Annotated in this window: 17 protein-coding genes; 11 read left to right on the top strand and 6 right to left on the bottom strand. The window is 60.1% G+C overall.

Translation table 11 applies throughout. The annotated features are described in order from the left end of the window. Window positions 1–3: 3 nt before the first annotated feature. Complete coding sequence (locus FG13_RS02420; protein ID WP_035818065.1) at window positions 4–654, bottom strand: CoA transferase subunit B; 651 nt, start codon at window positions 652–654, stop codon at window positions 4–6. A gap of 20 nt (window positions 655–674) precedes the next feature. Further along, window positions 675–1,376, bottom strand: coding sequence for a CoA transferase subunit A (locus FG13_RS02415; RefSeq protein WP_034784215.1), 702 nt, complete (start codon window positions 1,374–1,376; stop codon window positions 675–677). A 147-nt stretch (window positions 1,377–1,523) separates the two neighbouring features. Here FG13_RS02415 and FG13_RS02410 point away from each other — a divergent pair, with 147 nt between their 5' ends. Continuing rightward, the gene (locus tag FG13_RS02410; RefSeq protein WP_035818062.1) at window positions 1,524–2,090 is read left to right on the top strand and encodes a LuxR C-terminal-related transcriptional regulator; all 567 of its coding nucleotides are present in this window, start codon (window positions 1,524–1,526) and stop codon (window positions 2,088–2,090) included. Here FG13_RS02410 and FG13_RS02405 read toward each other — a convergent pair. Further along, complete coding sequence (locus tag FG13_RS02405; protein WP_034752351.1) at window positions 2,087–2,863, bottom strand: SDR family oxidoreductase; 777 nt, start codon at window positions 2,861–2,863, stop codon at window positions 2,087–2,089. The two genes, FG13_RS02410 and FG13_RS02405, sit on opposite strands and share 4 nt — an antisense overlap. A 263-nt stretch (window positions 2,864–3,126) precedes the next feature. Between FG13_RS02405 and FG13_RS02400 the strand changes: the two genes are divergently transcribed. After that, complete coding sequence (locus FG13_RS02400; RefSeq protein ID WP_200880241.1) at window positions 3,127–4,803, top strand: electron transfer flavoprotein-ubiquinone oxidoreductase; 1,677 nt, start codon at window positions 3,127–3,129, stop codon at window positions 4,801–4,803. A gap of 139 nt (window positions 4,804–4,942) precedes the next feature. Here the strand turns inward: FG13_RS02400 and FG13_RS02395 are convergent, their stop codons facing one another. The 3 genes from FG13_RS02395 to FG13_RS02385 are packed head-to-tail and all read right to left on the bottom strand — an operon-like array spanning window position 4,943 to window position 7,794. After that, window positions 4,943–6,001 (bottom strand): class I SAM-dependent methyltransferase, encoded by a 1,059-nt coding sequence (locus FG13_RS02395; RefSeq protein ID WP_161784139.1) that lies wholly within the window; start codon window positions 5,999–6,001, stop codon window positions 4,943–4,945. Window positions 6,002–6,061: 60 nt separating this feature from the next. Then, window positions 6,062–6,811 (bottom strand): class I SAM-dependent methyltransferase, encoded by a 750-nt coding sequence (locus FG13_RS02390; RefSeq protein WP_035818055.1) that lies wholly within the window; start codon window positions 6,809–6,811, stop codon window positions 6,062–6,064. 26 nt (window positions 6,812–6,837) lie between these two features. Then, window positions 6,838–7,794, bottom strand: coding sequence for a glycosylase (locus FG13_RS02385; protein ID WP_035818052.1), 957 nt, complete (start codon window positions 7,792–7,794; stop codon window positions 6,838–6,840). Between the two features lie 510 nt (window positions 7,795–8,304). On the opposite strand from FG13_RS02385, the gene FG13_RS02380 reads away from it, so the two are divergent. From FG13_RS02380 to FG13_RS02340, 9 genes are all read left to right on the top strand, one after another. Beyond that, window positions 8,305–9,456 carry a DegT/DnrJ/EryC1/StrS family aminotransferase gene (locus FG13_RS02380; RefSeq protein WP_035818050.1) on the top strand — a complete coding sequence of 384 codons (1,152 nt, stop codon included), beginning with the start codon at window positions 8,305–8,307 and terminating at the stop codon, window positions 9,454–9,456. Then, window positions 9,453–10,163 carry a WbqC family protein gene (locus FG13_RS02375; protein ID WP_035818048.1) on the top strand — a complete coding sequence of 237 codons (711 nt, stop codon included), beginning with the start codon at window positions 9,453–9,455 and terminating at the stop codon, window positions 10,161–10,163. Before FG13_RS02380 ends, FG13_RS02375 begins: the two co-directional genes overlap by 4 nt. A 129-nt stretch (window positions 10,164–10,292) precedes the next feature. Beyond that, window positions 10,293–11,264: a hypothetical protein gene (locus FG13_RS02370; RefSeq protein ID WP_035818046.1), complete on the top strand. Its 972-nt coding sequence runs from the start codon at window positions 10,293–10,295 to the stop codon at window positions 11,262–11,264. Next, window positions 11,261–11,716: a GNAT family N-acetyltransferase gene (locus tag FG13_RS28690; RefSeq protein WP_051958392.1), complete on the top strand. Its 456-nt coding sequence runs from the start codon at window positions 11,261–11,263 to the stop codon at window positions 11,714–11,716. Before FG13_RS02370 ends, FG13_RS28690 begins: the two co-directional genes overlap by 4 nt. 135 nt (window positions 11,717–11,851) lie before the next feature. Beyond that, window positions 11,852–15,064, top strand: a complete 3,213-nt coding sequence (locus tag FG13_RS02360) for a tetratricopeptide repeat protein (RefSeq protein WP_051958391.1) — start codon at window positions 11,852–11,854, stop codon at window positions 15,062–15,064. A 125-nt stretch (window positions 15,065–15,189) separates the two neighbouring features. Then, complete coding sequence (locus tag FG13_RS02355; protein ID WP_035818044.1) at window positions 15,190–16,077, top strand: flagellin N-terminal helical domain-containing protein; 888 nt, start codon at window positions 15,190–15,192, stop codon at window positions 16,075–16,077. Between the two features lie 180 nt (window positions 16,078–16,257). Then, window positions 16,258–17,127: a flagellin N-terminal helical domain-containing protein gene (locus tag FG13_RS02350; RefSeq protein WP_035818042.1), complete on the top strand. Its 870-nt coding sequence runs from the start codon at window positions 16,258–16,260 to the stop codon at window positions 17,125–17,127. Between the two features lie 176 nt (window positions 17,128–17,303). Further along, window positions 17,304–18,176: a flagellin N-terminal helical domain-containing protein gene (locus tag FG13_RS02345; RefSeq protein ID WP_035818039.1), complete on the top strand. Its 873-nt coding sequence runs from the start codon at window positions 17,304–17,306 to the stop codon at window positions 18,174–18,176. A 192-nt stretch (window positions 18,177–18,368) separates the two neighbouring features. Next, the gene (locus FG13_RS02340; RefSeq protein WP_035818037.1) at window positions 18,369–19,250 is read left to right on the top strand and encodes a flagellin N-terminal helical domain-containing protein; all 882 of its coding nucleotides are present in this window, start codon (window positions 18,369–18,371) and stop codon (window positions 19,248–19,250) included. Window positions 19,251–19,259: the final 9 nt, after the last annotated feature.

The raw sequence follows: 19,259 nt of genomic DNA, 5'->3' as shown, positions 1-19,259 counted from the left end.
AGCTTACACGGCGGAGACGTCCAGCTCAGCGCCCGTGGCCGCCTGCACTTGTTCCTTGGTCACGCCCGGCGCCAGCTCCACCAGCTTCAAGCCGTTTTCCGTCACGTCGATCACGCCCAGGTCGCTGATGATGACGTCGACCACGCCCACGCCCGTCAGCGGCAAGTCGCACTGTTTCAGCAGCTTGTGCGACGTCGTGCCATCCTTGGCCGTGGCCACGTGTTCCATCAGCACGACCACGCGCTTGACGCCGGCAACGAGGTCCATCGCGCCGCCCATGCCCTTGACCATCTTGCCTGGAATCATCCAGTTTGCCAGGTCGCCCTTTTCCGACACTTGCATGGCGCCCAAGATGGCCAGGTTGATCTTGCCGCCGCGGATCATGCCGAAAGAATCGGCCGAGCTGAAGTAGGCGGCGCCGGGCAAGGCCGTCACCGTCTGTTTGCCCGCGTTGATCAGGTCGGCATCGACTTCCGCATCGGTGGGGAACGGGCCGATGCCCAATAAACCGTTTTCCGACTGCAGGAATACTTCGATGTTCTCCGGCACATAGTTGGCCACCAGGGTCGGCAAGCCGATGCCCAGGTTCACATAAAAGCCATCCTGCAATTCTTTCGCCGCGCGCGCGGCCATCTCATCTCTCGTCCAAGCCATAATAATCTCCGTATTCTTTTTTATGCTTCAGTGCGCACGGTGCGCTGCTCGATGCGTTTTTCCGGGTTCGCGTTGACCACGATGCGGTGCACGAAGATGCTCGGCGTGTGGACTTGGTCCGGGTCGATTTCGCCCACTTCCACCAGTTTTTCCACTTCGACGATGGTGATCTTGCCGGCCATGGCCACGTTCGGGTTGAAATTGCGCGCCGTCTTGCGGTAGACCAAATTGCCTGCACGGTCGGCCATGTAGGCTTTGACCAGCGACACGTCGGCCACGAGGCTGCGCTCCATCACGTATTGCTCGCCGTCGAATTCGCGCAGTTCCTTGCCGTCGGCAACGATGGTGCCCACGCCCGTCTTGGTGAAGAAGGCGGGAATGCCGGCGCCGCCGGCGCGCAGTTTTTCAGCCAGGGTGCCTTGCGGCGTAAATTCCAGTTCCAGTTCGCCGGCCAGGTACTGGCGCGCGAATTCCTTGTTTTCACCCACGTAGGAGGCGATCATTTTCTTGATCTGGCGCGTGGTCAAGAGCTGGCCCAGGCCGAAGCCGTCCACGCCGGCGTTATTCGAAATGGCCGTCAGACCCGTCACGCCCGAATCGCGCAAGGCGCCGATCAGGGCTTCGGGAATGCCGCACAGGCCGAAGCCGCCGACGGCGATGGTCTGGCCATCTTGGACGATACCGGCCAGCGCCGAGGCGGCGTCAGGATAAACTTTATTCATGGGTGTCCCTCTATCTTTTGTTAAGCTTTGGTCTTGAGTCCATGACTCAGGCAGCGACCCAGCATAAAATACGCGAGTGGAAAGTACAATACCGTAGAACTACCGGCGCCGTGCCGGCAATCCCCCTGTGAGAGTGATACGTATCAGATGAACGCCGCGTCAGCCATCGATTATGAAAGCATCTTCCTGCACGCGCCCGTGGGCATGTGCATGTCGGAAAACCGTATCATGCGCAGCTGCAACGAAGCGCTGGCAGCCATGTTCGGCTATGCGCGCGCCCAGCTCGACGACCAGTCCTTCGAAGTACTCTACCCCACGCACGACGAATTCCTGCGCACGGGTGACCGCATCATCCCCATCATGAACGCCAAAGGCCGCTATTCGGACGAGCGCATCATGCGCCGCAGTAATGGGGAATTGTTCTGGTGCCACGTCACGGGCCACGCCATGCTGCCGAACAAACCGCTGGGAGCGGGCATCTGGACGTTCGAGGATGTCAGCGAGAAACGTCCCGTGACGGCCGAACTGACCCCGCGCGAGCGCGAAATCGCCGCCCTGCTGGTGGAAGGCAAGACCAGCAAGGTCATCGCCCGCCAGATCGACCTCAGCCCCCGCACGGTGGAAATGCACCGCGCCAAGCTGATGCGCAAGTTCGCCGCATCGACGTCGTCGGAACTCGTGCACAAGCTGGTGGGACTGCAGCTGCAGCGTTAGAAGGTACTCATTCCACCGTCTGCGGAAATGATGGCGCCATTGATGAAATGCGAATCCTCTCCCGCCAGCAGCAGCAACAGGCCGTCCAGGTCTTCCGGCTTGCCCGGACGTTTATTCGGCAGCATTTCGATCAGCTTCTTGCCCTGCTCGGTGGCAAAGTAATCTTCATTGATTTCCGTGGAAATATAACCGGGACAGATGGCGTTCGTGTTGATGCCATATTTCCCCCACTCCACCGCCATGGCGCGCGTCATGTGCACCATGCCCGCCTTGCTCATGCAATACACGCCGATCTGCGGCAGCACCTGCAAGCCCGCCATCGAGGCGATATTGATGATGCGGTGCTGTTTCTTCGGGTCGCCCTTGGCGCGCGCGATCATGCGCTTGGCCGTTTGCTGGGCCACGAAGAACGATCCGCGCAGGTTGGTGTCCATCACGAACGAGTAATCTTCGGGCGTGACGTCGACCAGGCGTTGCGTGGTGGAGACACCGGAATTGTTGACGAGGATATCGATGGGGCCCGCTTCCGTTTCCGCATGTGCGATGGCCGACTTGATGCTGGCGAAGTCGGTCACGTCGAGCGACACGACGTGCGCGGCGCCGCCGTCCGCTTCGATTTCAGCGCGCAACTCCTTCAGGCGTTCGGTGCGGCGCGACGCCAGCACGACCTGTGCGCCGGCCTGGGCCAGCACTTTCGCAAAGCGCGCGCCGAGGCCGCTCGATGCGCCGGTAATCAGGGCAATCTTGCCCTCGAAATTGACTTCTATGCCCACGAGCTACTCCTGTTTTATTTTAAACAACACTTTACGCCGTGCCTATGGCAATCGGGCACATTCCCCCGCAGCGCACTCGAGCAAAAGTAAACGCCATCATTACACAAAATGGCCGGATTTAGATTGCGGCGAGGGGCAATGTCACGCAAAATGGCGCCAAAGTTGCAATCCTCGTCAAAAACAAGCACACTCGTGCTTAAATTTCCCCGATGATGCTTTATTCCCTATCCTTGCTACCTATTTAGTTACTAACAATCGAGACCATGACACAGCCTAATAACTTAGTTGAACAGTACGGACCGCGCGAAACCATGGAGTATGACGTGGTGATCGTCGGCGGTGGCCCCGCAGGCCTGGCCGCGGCGATCCGCCTGAAGCAGCTGGCCGCTGAAAAGAGCCAGGAAGTGTCCGTCTGCGTGCTGGAAAAAGGCGGCGAACTGGGCGCGCATATCCTGTCGGGCGCCATCATGGACCCGAAAGCGTTGACCGAACTGATTCCGAAGTGGAAAGAACTGGGCGCGCCCCTGAACACGGAAGTGACGGAGGACCGCATCCTGTTCCTGACCGAAACGAAAGCGTATAAAACGCCGGGCTTCGCCGTACCGGCCTGCTTTGAAAACCACGGCAATTACATCGTCTCGCTGGGCAATGTGGTGCGCTGGATGGGCCAGCAGGCGGAAAAACTGGGCGTGGAAATCTTCCCGGGCTTCCCTGCCGCGGAAATCCTCTACAACGACGACGGCTCCGTGAAAGGCGTGGCGACCGGCAACATGGGCGTCAAGCGCGATGGCGAACCGGGCCCCGACTTCCAGCTGGGCATGGAATTGCACGCCAAGTACACCTTGTTCGCCGAAGGCGCGCGCGGCCACCTGGGCAAGCAATTGATGGCCAAGTATGACTTGAACGCCGGCAAGGACCCGCAATCGTACGGCATCGGCATCAAGGAATTGTGGGAAATCGACCCGGCCCAGCACAAGCCAGGCCTGGTGATCCACTCGAGCGGCTGGCCGCTGGACACGAAAACCTATGGCGGCTCCTTCCTGTACCACCTGGAAGACAACCAGGTGATGGTCGGCTACGTGGTGGGACTGAACTACGAAAACCCGTATTTGTCGCCGTACGAGGAATTCCAGCGCTATAAAACGCATCCGGAAATCCGCAAGTTCTTCGAAGGCGGCAAGCGTATTTCCTACGGCGCGCGCGCGATCGCGGCCGGCGGCCTGCAATCGTTGCCGAAACTGGTGTTTGCCGGCGGCGCGCTGATCGGCTGCGATGCGGGCTTCCTGAACATGAGCCGCATCAAGGGCAGCCACGCCGCCATCAAGAGCGGCATGCTGGCGGCGGACGCGGCCTTCGGCGCGCTGGGCGAACAGCGCCAGCACGACGAACTGACGAGCTACCCTGTCGCTTTCGAGAAATCGTGGCTGCATGAAGAGCTGCACGTGGCGCGCAACGTCAAGCCATGGCTGTCGAAGGGCCTGTACCTGGGCAGCCTGATGACGGGCATCGACCAGTTGATCTTCCGCGGCAAGGCGCCATGGACGCTGCACCACTCGCACGGCGACCACGAATGCCTGAAACCGGCCGCCCAGTCGAAAAAGATCGTGTATCCGAAACCCGATGGCAAGCTGACTTTCGACAAGATGTCGTCCGTGTTCATCTCGAACACGAACCACGCGGAAGACCAGCCGATCCACCTGACGTTGAAGAACGCCAGCGTCCCGGTCGACGTCAACCTGGCCACGTATGCGGGTCCGGAAGCGCGTTACTGTCCCGCCGGCGTGTACGAGTTCGTGAAGAACGACGACGGCGCCGAACGCCTGCAGATCAATGCGCAGAACTGCGTGCACTGTAAAACCTGCGACATCAAGGACCCGACGCAGAACATCGTGTGGGTGACACCGGAAGGCGGCGGCGGGCCGAATTATCCGAATATGTAAGTTGGCGATCAGCCGCCGAGGTGGCGGCTGTTGCCGCCTGCTTTAGCGACAATATGACATTTGTTGCAACAACGGGGCTGGCCAGACGAGCCAGCCCCGCCGCTCCCCCGTTGCCGGCACCGCTGGCGCAAGACGCAGGCTAGCTTGCTACCTGGATAAAGAGTGCCCCACCCGAGAAAAAGGCGCAGGAAATGCGTGCAGCATGCTGGAACAGGAATTCATCCGTGGCGCGGCGCGGTCCGTCACCGTAAGCCCATGCATAGTCATCCATCACGATCCAGCCACCCGGTCTGACCAGATCGCACCAGGAGGCAATATCGGCCCGCACTTCGGCGTAGCCGTGGTTGCCATCGATATGCAGCAAGGCGATGTTGCCGCTGTACTCGGTCCGGCCAAAGGCCTCCGTCTCGACCACGTGATCCTGGCGGTATTCGAGCGCCGCCTCCACCGAGGGCAAGCGCAGATAGTTCACCATGCCATTCGCATAGGGCAACAGGTTGAGCTGGAAGACGGTCAGCGCTTCACTGGCATCCCACGCAACGTTATCGATCAGGTCGCTCTTGTTTGCCTGCACCAGGTGCTTGCTCGTCCACGGATCGACGCACAGCAGCTTGCCCGTACCATGGCAACGCGCCAGCGAAGCGAGCACGAAGGCGGATTTCCCCCACCAACTGCCCACTTCCACGACATCGCCTGCCGGGCAATAGCGGAAAACTTCGCACAAGGCACGTATCTTTTCCTGGTCGCACATGCCAGGGATGGTTTCGGCATGCCGGAACAGCGCGGCGATCTGAGTCGCGGCCGCCGGCGCCTGCTCGCCGCTGGCCGCCAGCCCGAATGGCTGCGCCAGCACCGCCTTGCCGAATGCAAGGGCACGCGCATACGGCGCCATTTCACTGGCGAGCGGTGCGCTGTTGACCAGCACCAGACCCGGGAAGTCGCGCTCCAGACGCCGCTGCAGGTAATCCCAGACGACGGGATTGGGCGTGTAGATACTGCCGATATCATGGGCAGCAACGGCCTGCCGCAAGGCCTGGTCGAATTCCGGCGCGGTCACGTAGGGCAGCTGCACCCAGCGCGAGTAACGCTCGCGCGCAGGGTCGTGCCCGAGCGAAGACGAACCCACCACCTCCATGCCATTCGCCAGGGCCTGGTCGAGGTAGGCCAGCGAGCGTGGCATGCCTGCGGGAAAAATCAATACGCGCTTATTTATAGTGTCCGCCTTTCCAATATTCATCGATAGCCAATCCAGACAGGGCTAGGCCTTGGGACGCGCGATCGCGTACACGTCCGCGCACATATCGGGATACTCGTTTCCCATGCGATACAGGCCTTCCAGCTGCGGCTCGCCGAGGATGCCGGAATCAATCATCTTGTCCATCTGGAAATCTGCCAGCGGCTTGAAGAAGATCCCGCCCAGCGCCACCACCTCGAAACCGGCCGTCTCAAGCTCACGGTTCAATGTCACGCGGTCGTAGACCCGGCGATGACCGCCACGCAGATCGTTCGGCGTCAGCTCATACAGGTCGTTGATCAGCCCCATGTGACGCGCGAGCTGGCGCGACATGGCGCGCGCATTCGGCACCGCCACGAGCAGGTGTCCGGTAGGCGACATCTGCGCCTTGACCTGCTTCAAGACCTGCTGTACATCCAGCAGATGTTCCAGCACGTGCGAGGCGAACACGGCCTCGTAAGGCTGCTCGGCAACATATTCCTCGAACAGGGAACAGAAAAAGCGCGCGTTGGGGATGTTGCGCGCCCGCGTTCTTTGCAGGAACAACTCGGAGGCATCGACGATGTCGAGCTGGTCGACCAGCGGCGCGATCAGTTCGGACATGTAGCCGATTTCGCAGCCCAGTTCCAGCGCGCGTCCCCTGTTGACATACGGCTTGAATACCCGCATTTCCAGATGGCGCATCAGTCTTTGCTGGCTCGAATCATCCGAGGTAATGTAGTTGGCCGCATAATTTTCCAGCAGCGTTTTTTCCTCATTCAAACCTGTTTTCATTTTCACTACTCCCTCTGCGCAATTATTCATTGTATGTTCATCCTCGCCAGGCCAAAGCCGTGCCGTCCCATCTGATTGCCCAAGTAAAGCAGGTAGATTTCGCCATCCAGGGCAAACACGTGCGGGAAGCACACCATTTCCGAGTCCCAGCCCTCTTCGGACACGCTCAGTCCGGCCTTGCTGTCATCGCGTTCCCAGTGCAGCAGATCGTTCGACACCGCGTAGCCGAGCTTGTAGCCGCCGTCTTTCCCGTGATAATTCTCATGCGCCCGATAACAGAACAGCATGTGGTATTTGCCGCCAAACTCGAAGACGTCGGGACAGGCCTGGCATTCGTTGTCGCCGATCACGCACTCGACCAGGTCGCGATCTTCCTTCACCCAGTGCACCCCGTCGTCCGACGTAGCCATGCGGATGTGATACACAGGCTCCGCCCTGCGGCCCGTCTCCACCCACCGCTTGCCGGCGCTGTACCACATATGCCAGCGCGCGCCGAACTTGCGGACCCGCGGGGTCGTCAGGAAGAACGGTTCATTCGGGGTACAGGGCAAAAGTGGCCCTTGGCCCAGGCGACTGAAAGTGTTGCCGCCATCGCGGCTGACTGCGGCGCCGATATTGATGGTAAATGGTACCGATTCGCAACGGGTGTAACCTACGTAGTAGGCCATCACGTCATCGTCGCGCGCCACCACCGACGTGAAATAGGCGCCGAATTCGTCAAACGTGCCGAGGCCGCCCAATTCCAGCAAAGGCTGCTCGCTGACGCCGACCAGTTCAAGCAAGTTGTCGCGCCGAAAATCGGCGTAGGCGGAAAGGCTGACATAATTCCCCTGCGCATCAGGGGGTGGACGGCAGGCGAAATACACGCGCACCACCTGGTCCATGACCACCACGGATGGCGCCTGGGAAAACTCTTTCATCCAGGGACGATCTCTCACTGTCGAGGGATCGAACATTTTCCCCAGCTTTTCCCACTTGAACATCGCTCGCTTCTCCCATCGCAAGTAGGGCCAGATCCACTCTGCGCCACCGTTGAGCCGCGCAAGAAAAATCTTGCCAGCGGACAAGATTATCGCATATTCCCTTGGGCACGGAGGTGAAATCAGGCGCAATATGCAGCCCTGCGGCACCGCGCGTGGCGGCAACAGCACAGTTACTCAGGAGACATCGAGGCGCGGCTTCCGGCCAGCCCGCGAGCGCCAGGCAATATGGAAATGCCATGATTTGCCGCGCTTTGACCTTCCTGCAACAGCCAGTTTGCGCCGCAACACCATGTACGAATTAATTCTGCCCGGAAAGTTTCTCATAAGCACTTCCAACAGTTACAATTCCTGTTGCTAATTCTTTTCGATCACTCCCGTCCATGAACGCGTCCCCTGCTGCGGCATTGCACCTCAAAACTGAACAGCTCGCACGCCCATGGGCACGGGCGGCAACCAATATGAACATGCCTGGCCTGGCCAGGCACTTACCCGCACCATCCGGAGGCCACCATGCGGCATGACGCACTGAGCAAACCGCTATATGTCACGCAACCCGCGCTGCCGCCACTCGAGGATTTCCTGCCCTACCTGCAGGAAATCTGGGGAAACAAGATCCTGACGAATGGCGGGCCGTTCCATCAGCAGCTGGAGCAGGCCCTGTGCGACTACCTCGGCGTCAAACATATCAGCCTGTTTACCAACGGCACGCTGGCCCTGATTACCGCCTTGCAGTCGCTGCGCATCACCGGCGAAGTCATCACCACGCCCTACTCGTTCGTGGCGACGGCCCACTCGTTGCTGTGGAATGGCATCAAGCCGGTATTTGTCGATATCGATCCGCACACCTTCAATCTGGATCCAGCCAAAATCGAGGCGGCCATTACGCCGCAGACCACCGCCATCATGCCGGTGCACTGCTACGGCCACCCTTGCGACGTCCAGCGCATACAGAAAATCGCGGACAATTACGGCCTGAAGGTCATCTACGACGCGGCCCATGCATTTGGCGTCCGGCACGCGCAAGGCAGCGTCCTCAATGATGGTGACCTGTCCGTACTGAGCTTTCACGCCACCAAGGTCTTCAATACCTTCGAGGGCGGCGCCATCATTTCGCCGGATGCCAAGACCAAGCAGCGTATTGACCATTTGAAAAATTTTGGTTTTGTCGATGAGACAACCGTCGTGGCGCCGGGCATTAACGGCAAAATGAGTGAAATCAATGCCGCCTTCGGCCTGCTGCAGCTCAAGAATATCGATACGACGCTTGCACAGCGCAAGGAAGTCGACGCGCGCTACCGCAGAAATCTGGCGCACGTGCGCGGCATCGACTGCATCAGCCCGCCGCCCAACGTCACCCCCAACCACGCGTATTTCCCGATACTCGTCAGGCCCGACTACCCGCTGAGCCGCGACGGCCTTTTCGAGAAATTGCGCGAGAGCAATATCTACGCGCGACGCTATTTCTATCCGCTCATCAGTGACTTCCCCATGTACCGCGGCATGCCTTCGGCAGCGCCGGCGAACCTGCCAGCAGCTCGCGTTGCCGCGGAGCAAGTGATTTGCCTGCCGCTGTATCCGACCTTGGAAACAGCACACATCGACGCCATCAGCGAGCTGATCGCGCAATATGGGGCGCCGCCGGCGCTGCTGCACGCCATATGAGAGTGGCCATCATGCAGCCGTATTTCCTGCCCTACATCGGCTATTTCCAGCTGATCGCGGCGGCGGACCTGTTTATTGTCTATGACAATATCAAATACACCAAGAAAGGCTGGATCAACCGCAATCGCATGCTGCTCAACGACGGGGATGCACTCTTCAGTGTGCCTCTGAAAAACGCTTCGGACCAGCTGGATGTCTGCGAGCGCGAGATTTCACCGCAGTTCGACGCGGAAAAACTGCTCAACCAGTTCAGGGGGGCGTACCGTCGCGCACCGTATCTGCGCGAAACCATGGCACTGCTGGAAACCATCGTGCGCCACCCTGCCGTCAACCTGTTTGATTTCCTGCTACACAGCCTGGTACAGACCTGCGCGCACCTTGGCATCACCACGCCCCTGCGGCGTTCGTCCGACATCGGCATCGACCATGCGCTCAAGGGGCAGGACAAGGTGCTGGCCCTGTGCCAGGCCACTGGCGCCGACCACTACATCAACCCCATTGGCGGCCTGCAACTGTATCGCGAGGCGGATTTCCTCGCCAAGGGCATTGCGCTGGAGTTCCTGCAGTCGCGCCTGCACCCCTACCCGCAGGGCGGGGGCGAATTCGTGCCGTGGTTATCCATTGTCGACGTGATGATGTTTACGTCGCCGGCGTCCTTGCAGGCGGCCATACGCCAGCAGTTCGACATGACGCGGCCCACGGCGTGAAGCCAGAGGAATCAGCATGACAACCAATTCACTACATCAGGCGCGGGACATTCACGCCACGACGCCGGCAAGGCTGGTATCGCCATGGCGCGCCAACCTTGGCCAGCCAGTATCAAAAGGACATGACGCATGAACAAAGCCATGCAATGGAAAAAACTTGGCCACATATTCGATCCCGCCGAGCATGTGCTGGCAAACGACTGCAAGCAGTTTGCACAGTCGCCGCAGGCACTGGTCTTCGACGACTTCGTGCGCATCTATTTTTCGACCCGCGCGGTCGATCCGGCGAATGGCAAATACCTGAGCCACATTTCCTTCGTCGACATGCGCAAGGACCTGCGCACGGTCATCGGCGTTGCCGAGCATCCCGTCATCGCCCTTGGCGGCCTGGGCTGTTTCGATGAGCATGGCATTTTCCCGATGAGCGTCATGCGCCACGGCGACGCCGTGTATGGCTACACGTGCGGCTGGAACCGGCGCGTTTCTGTTTCCGTCGATACAGCCATCGGCCTGGCCATCAGCCACGACAATGGCTTGACGTTCGAGCGCATCGGTCCCGGCCCTGTGCTCGGCCCATCGCTGCACGAGCCCTGCCTGGTCGGCGATGGCTTCGTCAAGCACATCGACGGCGTCTTTCACATGTGGTACATCTTTGGCACAGGCTGGCGCCGCTACAGCGAGGACAGCGCGCCCGACCGCACCTACAAGATCGGCCATGCCACGTCCAGCGACGGTATCAACTGGACCAAGGAAGAAGCGCGCCAGATCATCGCGGACCGCCTCGGCGCCGATGAAAGCCAGGCACTGCCCACCGTGATCACCATTGACGGTCGCCACCACATGTTCTTCTGCTACCGGCAATCATCGGATTTCCGCGTGAACAGCGGGCGTGGCTATCGCATCGGCCACGCCTGGTCCGACGACCTGGCCAACTGGACACGCAACGACGAGCAGCCGGGCCTGGAAGGCACGGAGGGCGAGTGGGATAGCGACATGCAGTGCTATCCGCACGTGTTCGAGTGCGACGGCAACGTCTACCTGCTGTATAACGGCAACCAGTTCGGGCGCCATGGTTTCGGCCTGGCAAAGCTGGAACAATGAACACGCTACTCGACTTGCGCCGCGAGCACGCCTCGGCAGAAGAGATCGTCGCGCATTTTCTCGGCTGCGATGCGGCGTTCCTCGCACACTTGCGTGCACGCGTCAATTTGCCCGATTACGCCAGCAAGCTGCAGACGCGCGCGCTGCGCTTCGAAACCTGGTCCGGCACGCGGCTGGCCGGCTTGCTGGCCGTCTACCACGACGCCGCCGCAGGGACGGCTTACATCAGCAACGTCAGCGTGCTGAGCGAATTTTGCCGCCAGGGCATCGCCAGCCAGATGCTCACCGCCTGCCTTGCGCACGCGCGCCAGCTGGACCTGCGGGGCATCACGCTGGAAGTGGCAAGCGAGAACCAGGCCGCCATCGCGCTCTACCGCCGGCATGACTTTACTGCCCTGCCGGCAACGGATGGCCCGCGCTTGCGCATGCAGTGGCAATTCCAACATCGCTAGCAACAGGCCAGGCAGCGCCGCGCCCTGCTCATGTTTTGTTGCAAAACGGATAGGGCAAAAAAATTCCACACGGAAACTCTCCATTTCAATTCCTAGCAGTTACAATTCCCGCTGGCACACCTTCCTCCGACATCCATGAGCACCCATACCCCTGAAGCAGTGAACCTCGACGCTGAGCTGCAGCGCGCTATCGAACATCACCAGGCGGGGCGCCATGCGCAGGCCGAGGAGTTGTATCTGTCGATCGTCCAGGCGCAGCCCTACCATGCCATCGCCAACCACAATGTCGGCCTGCTGGCCGGGCAACTGGGCTTCCACGATGCGGCCCTGCCCTATTTGCGCACGGCACTATCGGTCAATCCGGACGAGGGCCAGTTCTGGATTTCCTACGCGAATGGCCTGCTGGCGGCGGAGCAGGTCGTACAAGGACTGGAGATCATTGAAAGCGCGATCCAGCGCGGACTCGACAACGCGGAGTCGCAGGCATTGCTGGCAAGGGCCAAAGCCGCGGTCGCGCAGCTGCCACAAACCCCGACGACAGAGGAAATGCAGCATGTGATTGCCTTGTATAACGCCGGCCAGTACGCGCAACTGGAGAGCGCCACGCGCGCCCTGATCGCCAGCTATCCTGAATCAGGGTTCGCGTGGAGCGTTCTGGGTACGGCCTTGCAGCTGCAGGGCAAGGATGCGCTGGCGACCTTACAGAAAACCGTGGCGCTCACACCACACGATGCGGAAGCGCATGGCAATCTGGGTAATGCCTGGCAAGCTACAGGGCAATACGACCAAGCCATCGACTGTTATCTGCGGGCACTGGAAATCCAGCCTGACTTTGCCGAAGCACATGGCAACCTGGGCAGCGCACTGGTGGCGCTGGGCCGGCTGGACGAGGCGGCGCACGCATACCGCCAGGCCCTCGCCATCAATCCGGCCTATGCCATGGCGCATTTCAATCTGGGCAACACCCTCAAGTCGCTGGGCGACCTGGAAGGCGCCGTCGCCAGCTATCGCCAGGCGCTGGAGATCGTACCCGGCGACGCGGAAATGCATGGCAACCTGGGCAATGCGCTGCAAGCCCTCTCGCAGCTCGACGACGCGGCGGCCAGTTACCGGCACGCCGTCGCGCTGGCGCCGGACTATGCCATGGCGCACAGCAACCTCGGCGCCACCTTGCAAGACCTGGAACAACTCGATGACGCCCTGGCCAGTCATGCCACAGCGGTCCGCCTCGATGCCGGCAATGCCGCTTTTCAGAATAGTCTGGGACTGTGCCTGAGGGCACTGGAACGGCAGGAAGAGGCGCTCGACGCCTTCCAGCGCGCACATGACAGCAACCCCACGGACATCGGCATCTGCACCAATCTGGGCGGCACGCTGCTGGCGCTGGACCGCAAGACGCAGGCACTGGAAATCTACCAGGCCCTGGTGGAACTGGATGCGGAAAATGCCCTCAATTATAACAATCTGGGCCTGATTCTGCTGGAGCTGGCACGCCTGGACGAAGCCATTGCCATGCATCGCAAGGCGCTGCAGCTGGACCCCGCTTATGGCAAGACCCTGCTGCACCTGGCCGACGCCCTGACTGCCGCGCGCGACTTCGACGGCGCGGTCGATTGCCAACGCCAGGCGCTGGCGCTGGATCCGCAGTCGGCCGACTTGCACAACCGGCTCGGCATCGCCCTGCAAAAAGCCAAATGCTATGACGAAGCACTGCTCGTGTACGCCAAGGCACTCGAATTTGACACCGGGCATGCTATCGTGCATAGCAATATCGGTGCCGTCCTGCATGATCAGAAGCACCACGAAGAGGCGCTGGAAGAATACCGCAAGGCGATCGCGCTCGACCCCGGCTTTGCCGCCGCCCACCTGAACATGGGCATCGCGCATCGCATGCTGAGCCAGTATGACGAGGCCATCGCCGCGTTCAACCAGGCGATCGCGCTCAAGCCTGCCTATCTGGAGGCACATGCCAGCCTGGGCGCCACCTTGTGCGAAAAAGGCATGCTGCAGGAAGCCATCGCCAGTTGCCGGGCCGCCCTGGCCATCGATCCGCAATGCGCCCCCGTGTACAGCAACCTGCTGTTTTGCCTGACGCACCTGGATTACCCCGATCCGGCCATGCTGTTTGCGGAACACCAGAAATTTGCCGACCTATTCGAAACGCCGCTGCGCGCCAGCTGGCCGCAACATCGCAATGACCGTGATCCGGAGCGGGTGCTCAAGGTGGGCTTTGTCTCGGGTGACTTCAATAACCACGCGGTGGCCAATTTTGTCCTGCCCATCTTCCATCACCTGAGCTCCTCACCGCGTGTCGTGATGTATGGTTATTACACCAATGTGCTCGAGGATGACTGCACCGCGCGCATCCGCGAACTGCTGCACCATTGGCGCCCAGTGAATCACCTCAGCAATACCGAGCTGGCGGCGCAGATTGAAAACGACGAAATCGATATCCTGATCGACCTGTCGGGCCATACCGGCATTAACCGCTTGCTGGCCTTTGCCCACAAACCGGCACCTGTGCAGGCAAGCTGGATGGGCTACCCTGGCACCACAGGCCTGCAAGCCATCGATTACTTCCTGTGCGACCGCTTTTACTTGCCGCCTGGCGAGATGGAAAAGCAGTTCAGCGAAGCCGTCGCCTATCTGCCGGCTGCCGCGCCGTTCCTGCCGTCCGCAATGTCGCCACCCGTGAATGCCCTGCCCGCGTTGCAGAACGGCTACATGACCTTCGGCAGCTTCAACCGGCCGAACAAACTCAGCCGCGAAGTGATCGCCGCCTGGGCGCAACTGCTGCGCGCCGTACCCACCGCACGCATGCTGATGGGTGCCATGCCGAAAAGCGGCACCTTCGACACCTATATCGACTGGTTCGCCAGCGAGGGCATCGCGCGCGAGCGCCTCGAATTCCATCCGCGCACCTCGACCGAGGAATATTTGCATTTGCATCACAAAGTCGACCTGTGTCTCGACACCTTCCCGTATACGGGCGGCACCACCACCATGCATGCCCTGTGGATGGGCGTGCCTACGCTGACCATTCCGGGCAACACCTTGCCGGGCAGGGTCACGGCGTGCGCCCTCAGCCACATGGGCCTGAACGCCTTCATCGCGCGAGACACCGATGATTTCGTGGCCAAGGGCACGTATATCACCAACGATCCGTCGCTGCTGGCCAACATCCGCAGCAATTTGCGCCAACTGATTGAAAATTCGGCCATGGGCCGCTCGGAAGTCATCGCCGCCGGCTTCGAAGGCGCCATGCGTGCCATGTGGCACCGCTGGTGCGAGGGCAAGGCAGCGGCCAGCTTCGAGATTGAACTGGACACGCAAGCGGACGCGGCATGATTGTGCCCTGCTACATAAATATTTCCAGAAAGCATTTAATAAAGAAGCGCTAATGGTCGTCCTGTAGTGATGGAGAGCGCAACTTTGCAGCTCCCGGCCGAATTTACCCTATTAGGAGTTTTCCCATGTTGAGTTTGCATACCAACAACGCGTCGTTGTCCGCACAAAACTCGATTGCAAAAACGCAATCGCAATTGTCGACCTCGATGACCCGCCTGAGCACCGGCTACCGCATCAATTCGGCTATGGACGACGCCGCCGGCCTGCAGATCGCCACACGCCTGAAAGCCCAGACCAGCGGCATGACCGTTGCCATGAGCAACACGCAAAACAGCACCTCGATGCTGCAAACGGCCGAAGGCGCGTTTGGCGAAGTCACCAACATGCTGGTGCGCATGAAGGATCTGGCCACGCAAGCTGCCGATGCTTCGTCGAACACGGATGACCAGAAAGCCATGCAGGCAGAGTTCGACGCCCTGGGCCAAGAACTGTACAACATCATGAGCAACACCACGTTCGGCGGCAGCAAGCTGCTGGGCGACGGCGCCGGCACCGCCGGTTCGCCGACCCTGTCGACGACCATGACGTTCCAGATCGGCGCAAGCTCGACGGAAAAAATGTCGATCGATGTCTCGGGCGGCATGTCGACCCTGAACACGGCGCTGAAAGCCGTGTCGGCCAAGTTCTCGTCGGTTGCCACGACGACCGCCGGCGCCGAGATCTCCTCGGGCACCACCGCCAACGCCATGATCAAGACGCTGGCCGATGCCATCGACAACGTCGGCACCGTGCGCTCGGCACTGGGCGCCGCGGCCAACCGTCTGGACCACATCAACAGCAACCTGTCGAACATCTCGACCAACACCAAGGCTGCAACCGGCCGCATCATGGACGTCGATTTCGCCACCGAAAGCTCGAACATGACGTCGTCGCAAATGCTGCTGCAAGCCGGCACCGCAATGCTGAAACAAAGCAACAGCATGTCCTCGATGGTCATGTCCCTGCTGCAATAATCGACTGCGCTTCACGACCAGCCCCGGCAAGCGATTGCCGGGGCTTTTTTCATCCAGCAACATTCACATAAAAAATTTCCACATGGCATTTAATAAACGTCGCGGCATGGTCGTCTTGTACTAGGGAGAGCGCGATGGTTCGCGGCTCCCGACCGAACATACTTATTAGGAGTTTTTCCAATGCTGAGCCTGCATACCAACAATGCGTCGCTGTCCGCGCAAAATTCGATTGCTAAAACACAATCGCAACTGTCCACCTCGATGACCCGCCTGAGCACCGGCTACCGCATCAATTCGGCCATGGATGACGCAGCCGGTCTGCAGATCGCCACGCGCCTGAAAGCCCAGACCAGCGGCATGACCGTTGCCATGAGCAACACGCAGAACAGCACCTCGATGCTGCAAACGGCCGAAGGCGCGTTTGGCGAAGTGACCAACATGCTGATCCGCATGAAAGACCTGGCCACGCAAGCTGCCGATGCCTCGTCTAACACGGACGACAAAAAGGCCATGCAGGCTGAATTCGATGCCCTGGGTTCGGAACTGGCCAACGTCATGACCAACACCACCTTCGGCGGCAGCTTGCTGCTGGGCAATGGCACGGGCACCACCGGCACGCTGTCGTCGGCCATGACCTTCCAGATCGGCGCGAGCTCGACGGAAAAAATGTCGATCGACGTCACCGCCGGCATGACCGGCCTGGCAGCTGCCCTGAAAGCCGTTTCGGCCAGCTTCTCCACCGCCGGCGCCGCCGGTACGGAATTGACGGCAGCGGCCAACGCCGCCATCGGCAACCTGACCACCGCCATCGACAAGGTTGGCACCGTGCGCTCGGCCCTGGGCGCCGCCGCCAACCGCCTGGACCACATCAACAGCAACCTGTCGAACATCGCCACCAACACCAAGGCCGCTACCGGCCGCATCATGGACGTTGACTTCGCCACCGAAAGCTCGAACATGACGTCGTCGCAAATGCTGCTGCAAGCCGGCACCGCGATGCTGAAACAAAGCAACAGCATGTCCTCGATGGTCATGTCCCTGCTGCAATAATCGACTGCGCCTCACGACGAGCCCCGGCAAGCGATTGCCGGGGCTTTTTTCATGGCCATACGCGATTATGAAAAATTTCCATACAGCATTTAATAAGCTGGCAGATCTGGTCGTCTTGTACTATTGAGGGCAAGAAACGTTGCCCCTCGACGAATTCACCTTACAGGAGCAACACCATGCTGAGCCTTCACACCAATAACGCATCGCTGTCCGCACAGAACTCGATTGCCAAAACCCAATCGCAACTGTCGACCTCGATGACACGCCTGAGCACCGGCTACCGCATCAACTCGGCCATGGATGACGCAGCCGGCCTGCAGATCGCCACGCGCCTGAAAGCCCAGACCAGCGGCATGACCGTTGCCATGAGCAACACGCAAAACAGCACCTCGATGCTGCAAACGGCCGAAGGCGCGTTTGGCGAAGTCACCAACATGCTGGTGCGCATGAAGGATCTGGCCACGCAAGCTGCCGATGCTTCGTCGAACGCACAAGACAAGACCGCCATGCAGGCAGAGTACAACGCCCTGGGCCAGGAACTGTACAACGTCATGACCAACACCACCTTCGGCGGCAGCTTGCTGATGGGTAACGGCACGGGCACCACCGGCACGCTGTCGGCTGCCATGACCTTCCAGATCGGCGCGAGCTCGACGGAAAAAATGTCGATCGACGTCAAGCAAAACATGGTTGACCTGTCGGCATCGCTGCTGGCCGCGACGAAGAACTTCGCCGCAGCGGGATCGACCGGCGCGTCGGAACTGACCACCACCGCCAACACCACCATCGATTTGCTGGCTACGGCCATCAACGACGTCGGTGTCGTGCGTTCGGCACTGGGCGCCGCCGCCAACCGCCTCGACCACATCAACAGCAATCTGTCGAACATCGCCACCAACACCAAAGCCGCGACCGGCCGCATCATGGACGTTGACTTCGCTACCGAAAGCTCGAACATGACGTCGTCGCAAATGTTGCTGCAAGCCGGCACCGCGATGCTGAAACAAAGCAACAGCATGTCCTCGATGGTCATGTCCTTGCTGCAATAATTTTTATCCGCATTACCCGCTGGTACCGGCCAGCAAGAAAGCCAGACCGCGCGTCTGGCTTTTTTACGTCCATCGCATCCTATTAAATAATTTCCACGCAGCATTTAACGTTTACTGGAACGCGGTCGCCTGTCTTGCTTGAGGACGAAAAATACCACCGTCCTGCAATGCATTCACCACAGGAGTTACCATATGCTGAGCCTTCACACCAACAACGCATCGCTGTCTGCACAGAACTCGATCGCCAAGACCCAATCGCAACTGTCGACCTCGATGACACGCTTGTCCACCGGCTACCGCATCAACTCGGCCATGGACGACGCCGCCGGCCTGCAGATCGCCACGCGTCTGAAAGCGCAGACCAGCGGCATGACCGTCGCCATGAGCAACACCCAAAACAGCACCTCGATGCTGCAAACAGCCGAAGGCGCGTTTGGCGAAGTGACCAACATGCTGGTACGCATGAAGGATCTGGCTACGCAAGCGGCCGATGCTTCGTCGAACGGCCAGGACAAGACCGCCATGCAAGCCGAATTTGACGCGCTGGGCCTGGAACTGTACAACGTCATGACCAACACCACCTATGGTGGTCAGACCCTGCTGGGCAACGGCACCGCCGGCAACGGCACGCTGTCGGATGCCATGACGTTCCAGATCGGCGCCAGCTCGACGGAAAAAATGAGCATCAACGTCTCGACTGACATGGGCGCTCTGAACACCAAGCTGGTGGCGCTGTCGGCCAACAACTTCAAGGCGACTTCCGCTGGCGTCGGCACCGAGCTGACCGCAGCCGGCACGGCCAACACCACCATCGACAAGCTGGCCGCGGCCATCGACAACGTCGGCATCGTGCGTTCGGCACTGGGCGCCGCCGCCAACCGCCTCGACCACATCAACAGCAACCTGTCGAACATCTCGACCAACACCAAGGCCGCTACCGGCCGCATCATGGACGTCGATTTCGCCACCGAAAGCTCGAACATGACGTCGTCGCAAATGCTGCTGCAAGCCGGCACCGCGATGCTGAAACAAAGCAACAGCATGTCCTCGATGGTCATGTCCTTGCTGCAATAATCTTTGCCT

Origin of the sequence: Janthinobacterium sp. RA13 (genome assembly GCF_000745325.1) — a bacterium.
Classification (GTDB): Bacteria; Pseudomonadota; Gammaproteobacteria; order Burkholderiales; family Burkholderiaceae_D; genus Janthinobacterium; species Janthinobacterium rivuli.
This window is presented reverse-complemented; position numbering and strand designations above follow the sequence as displayed.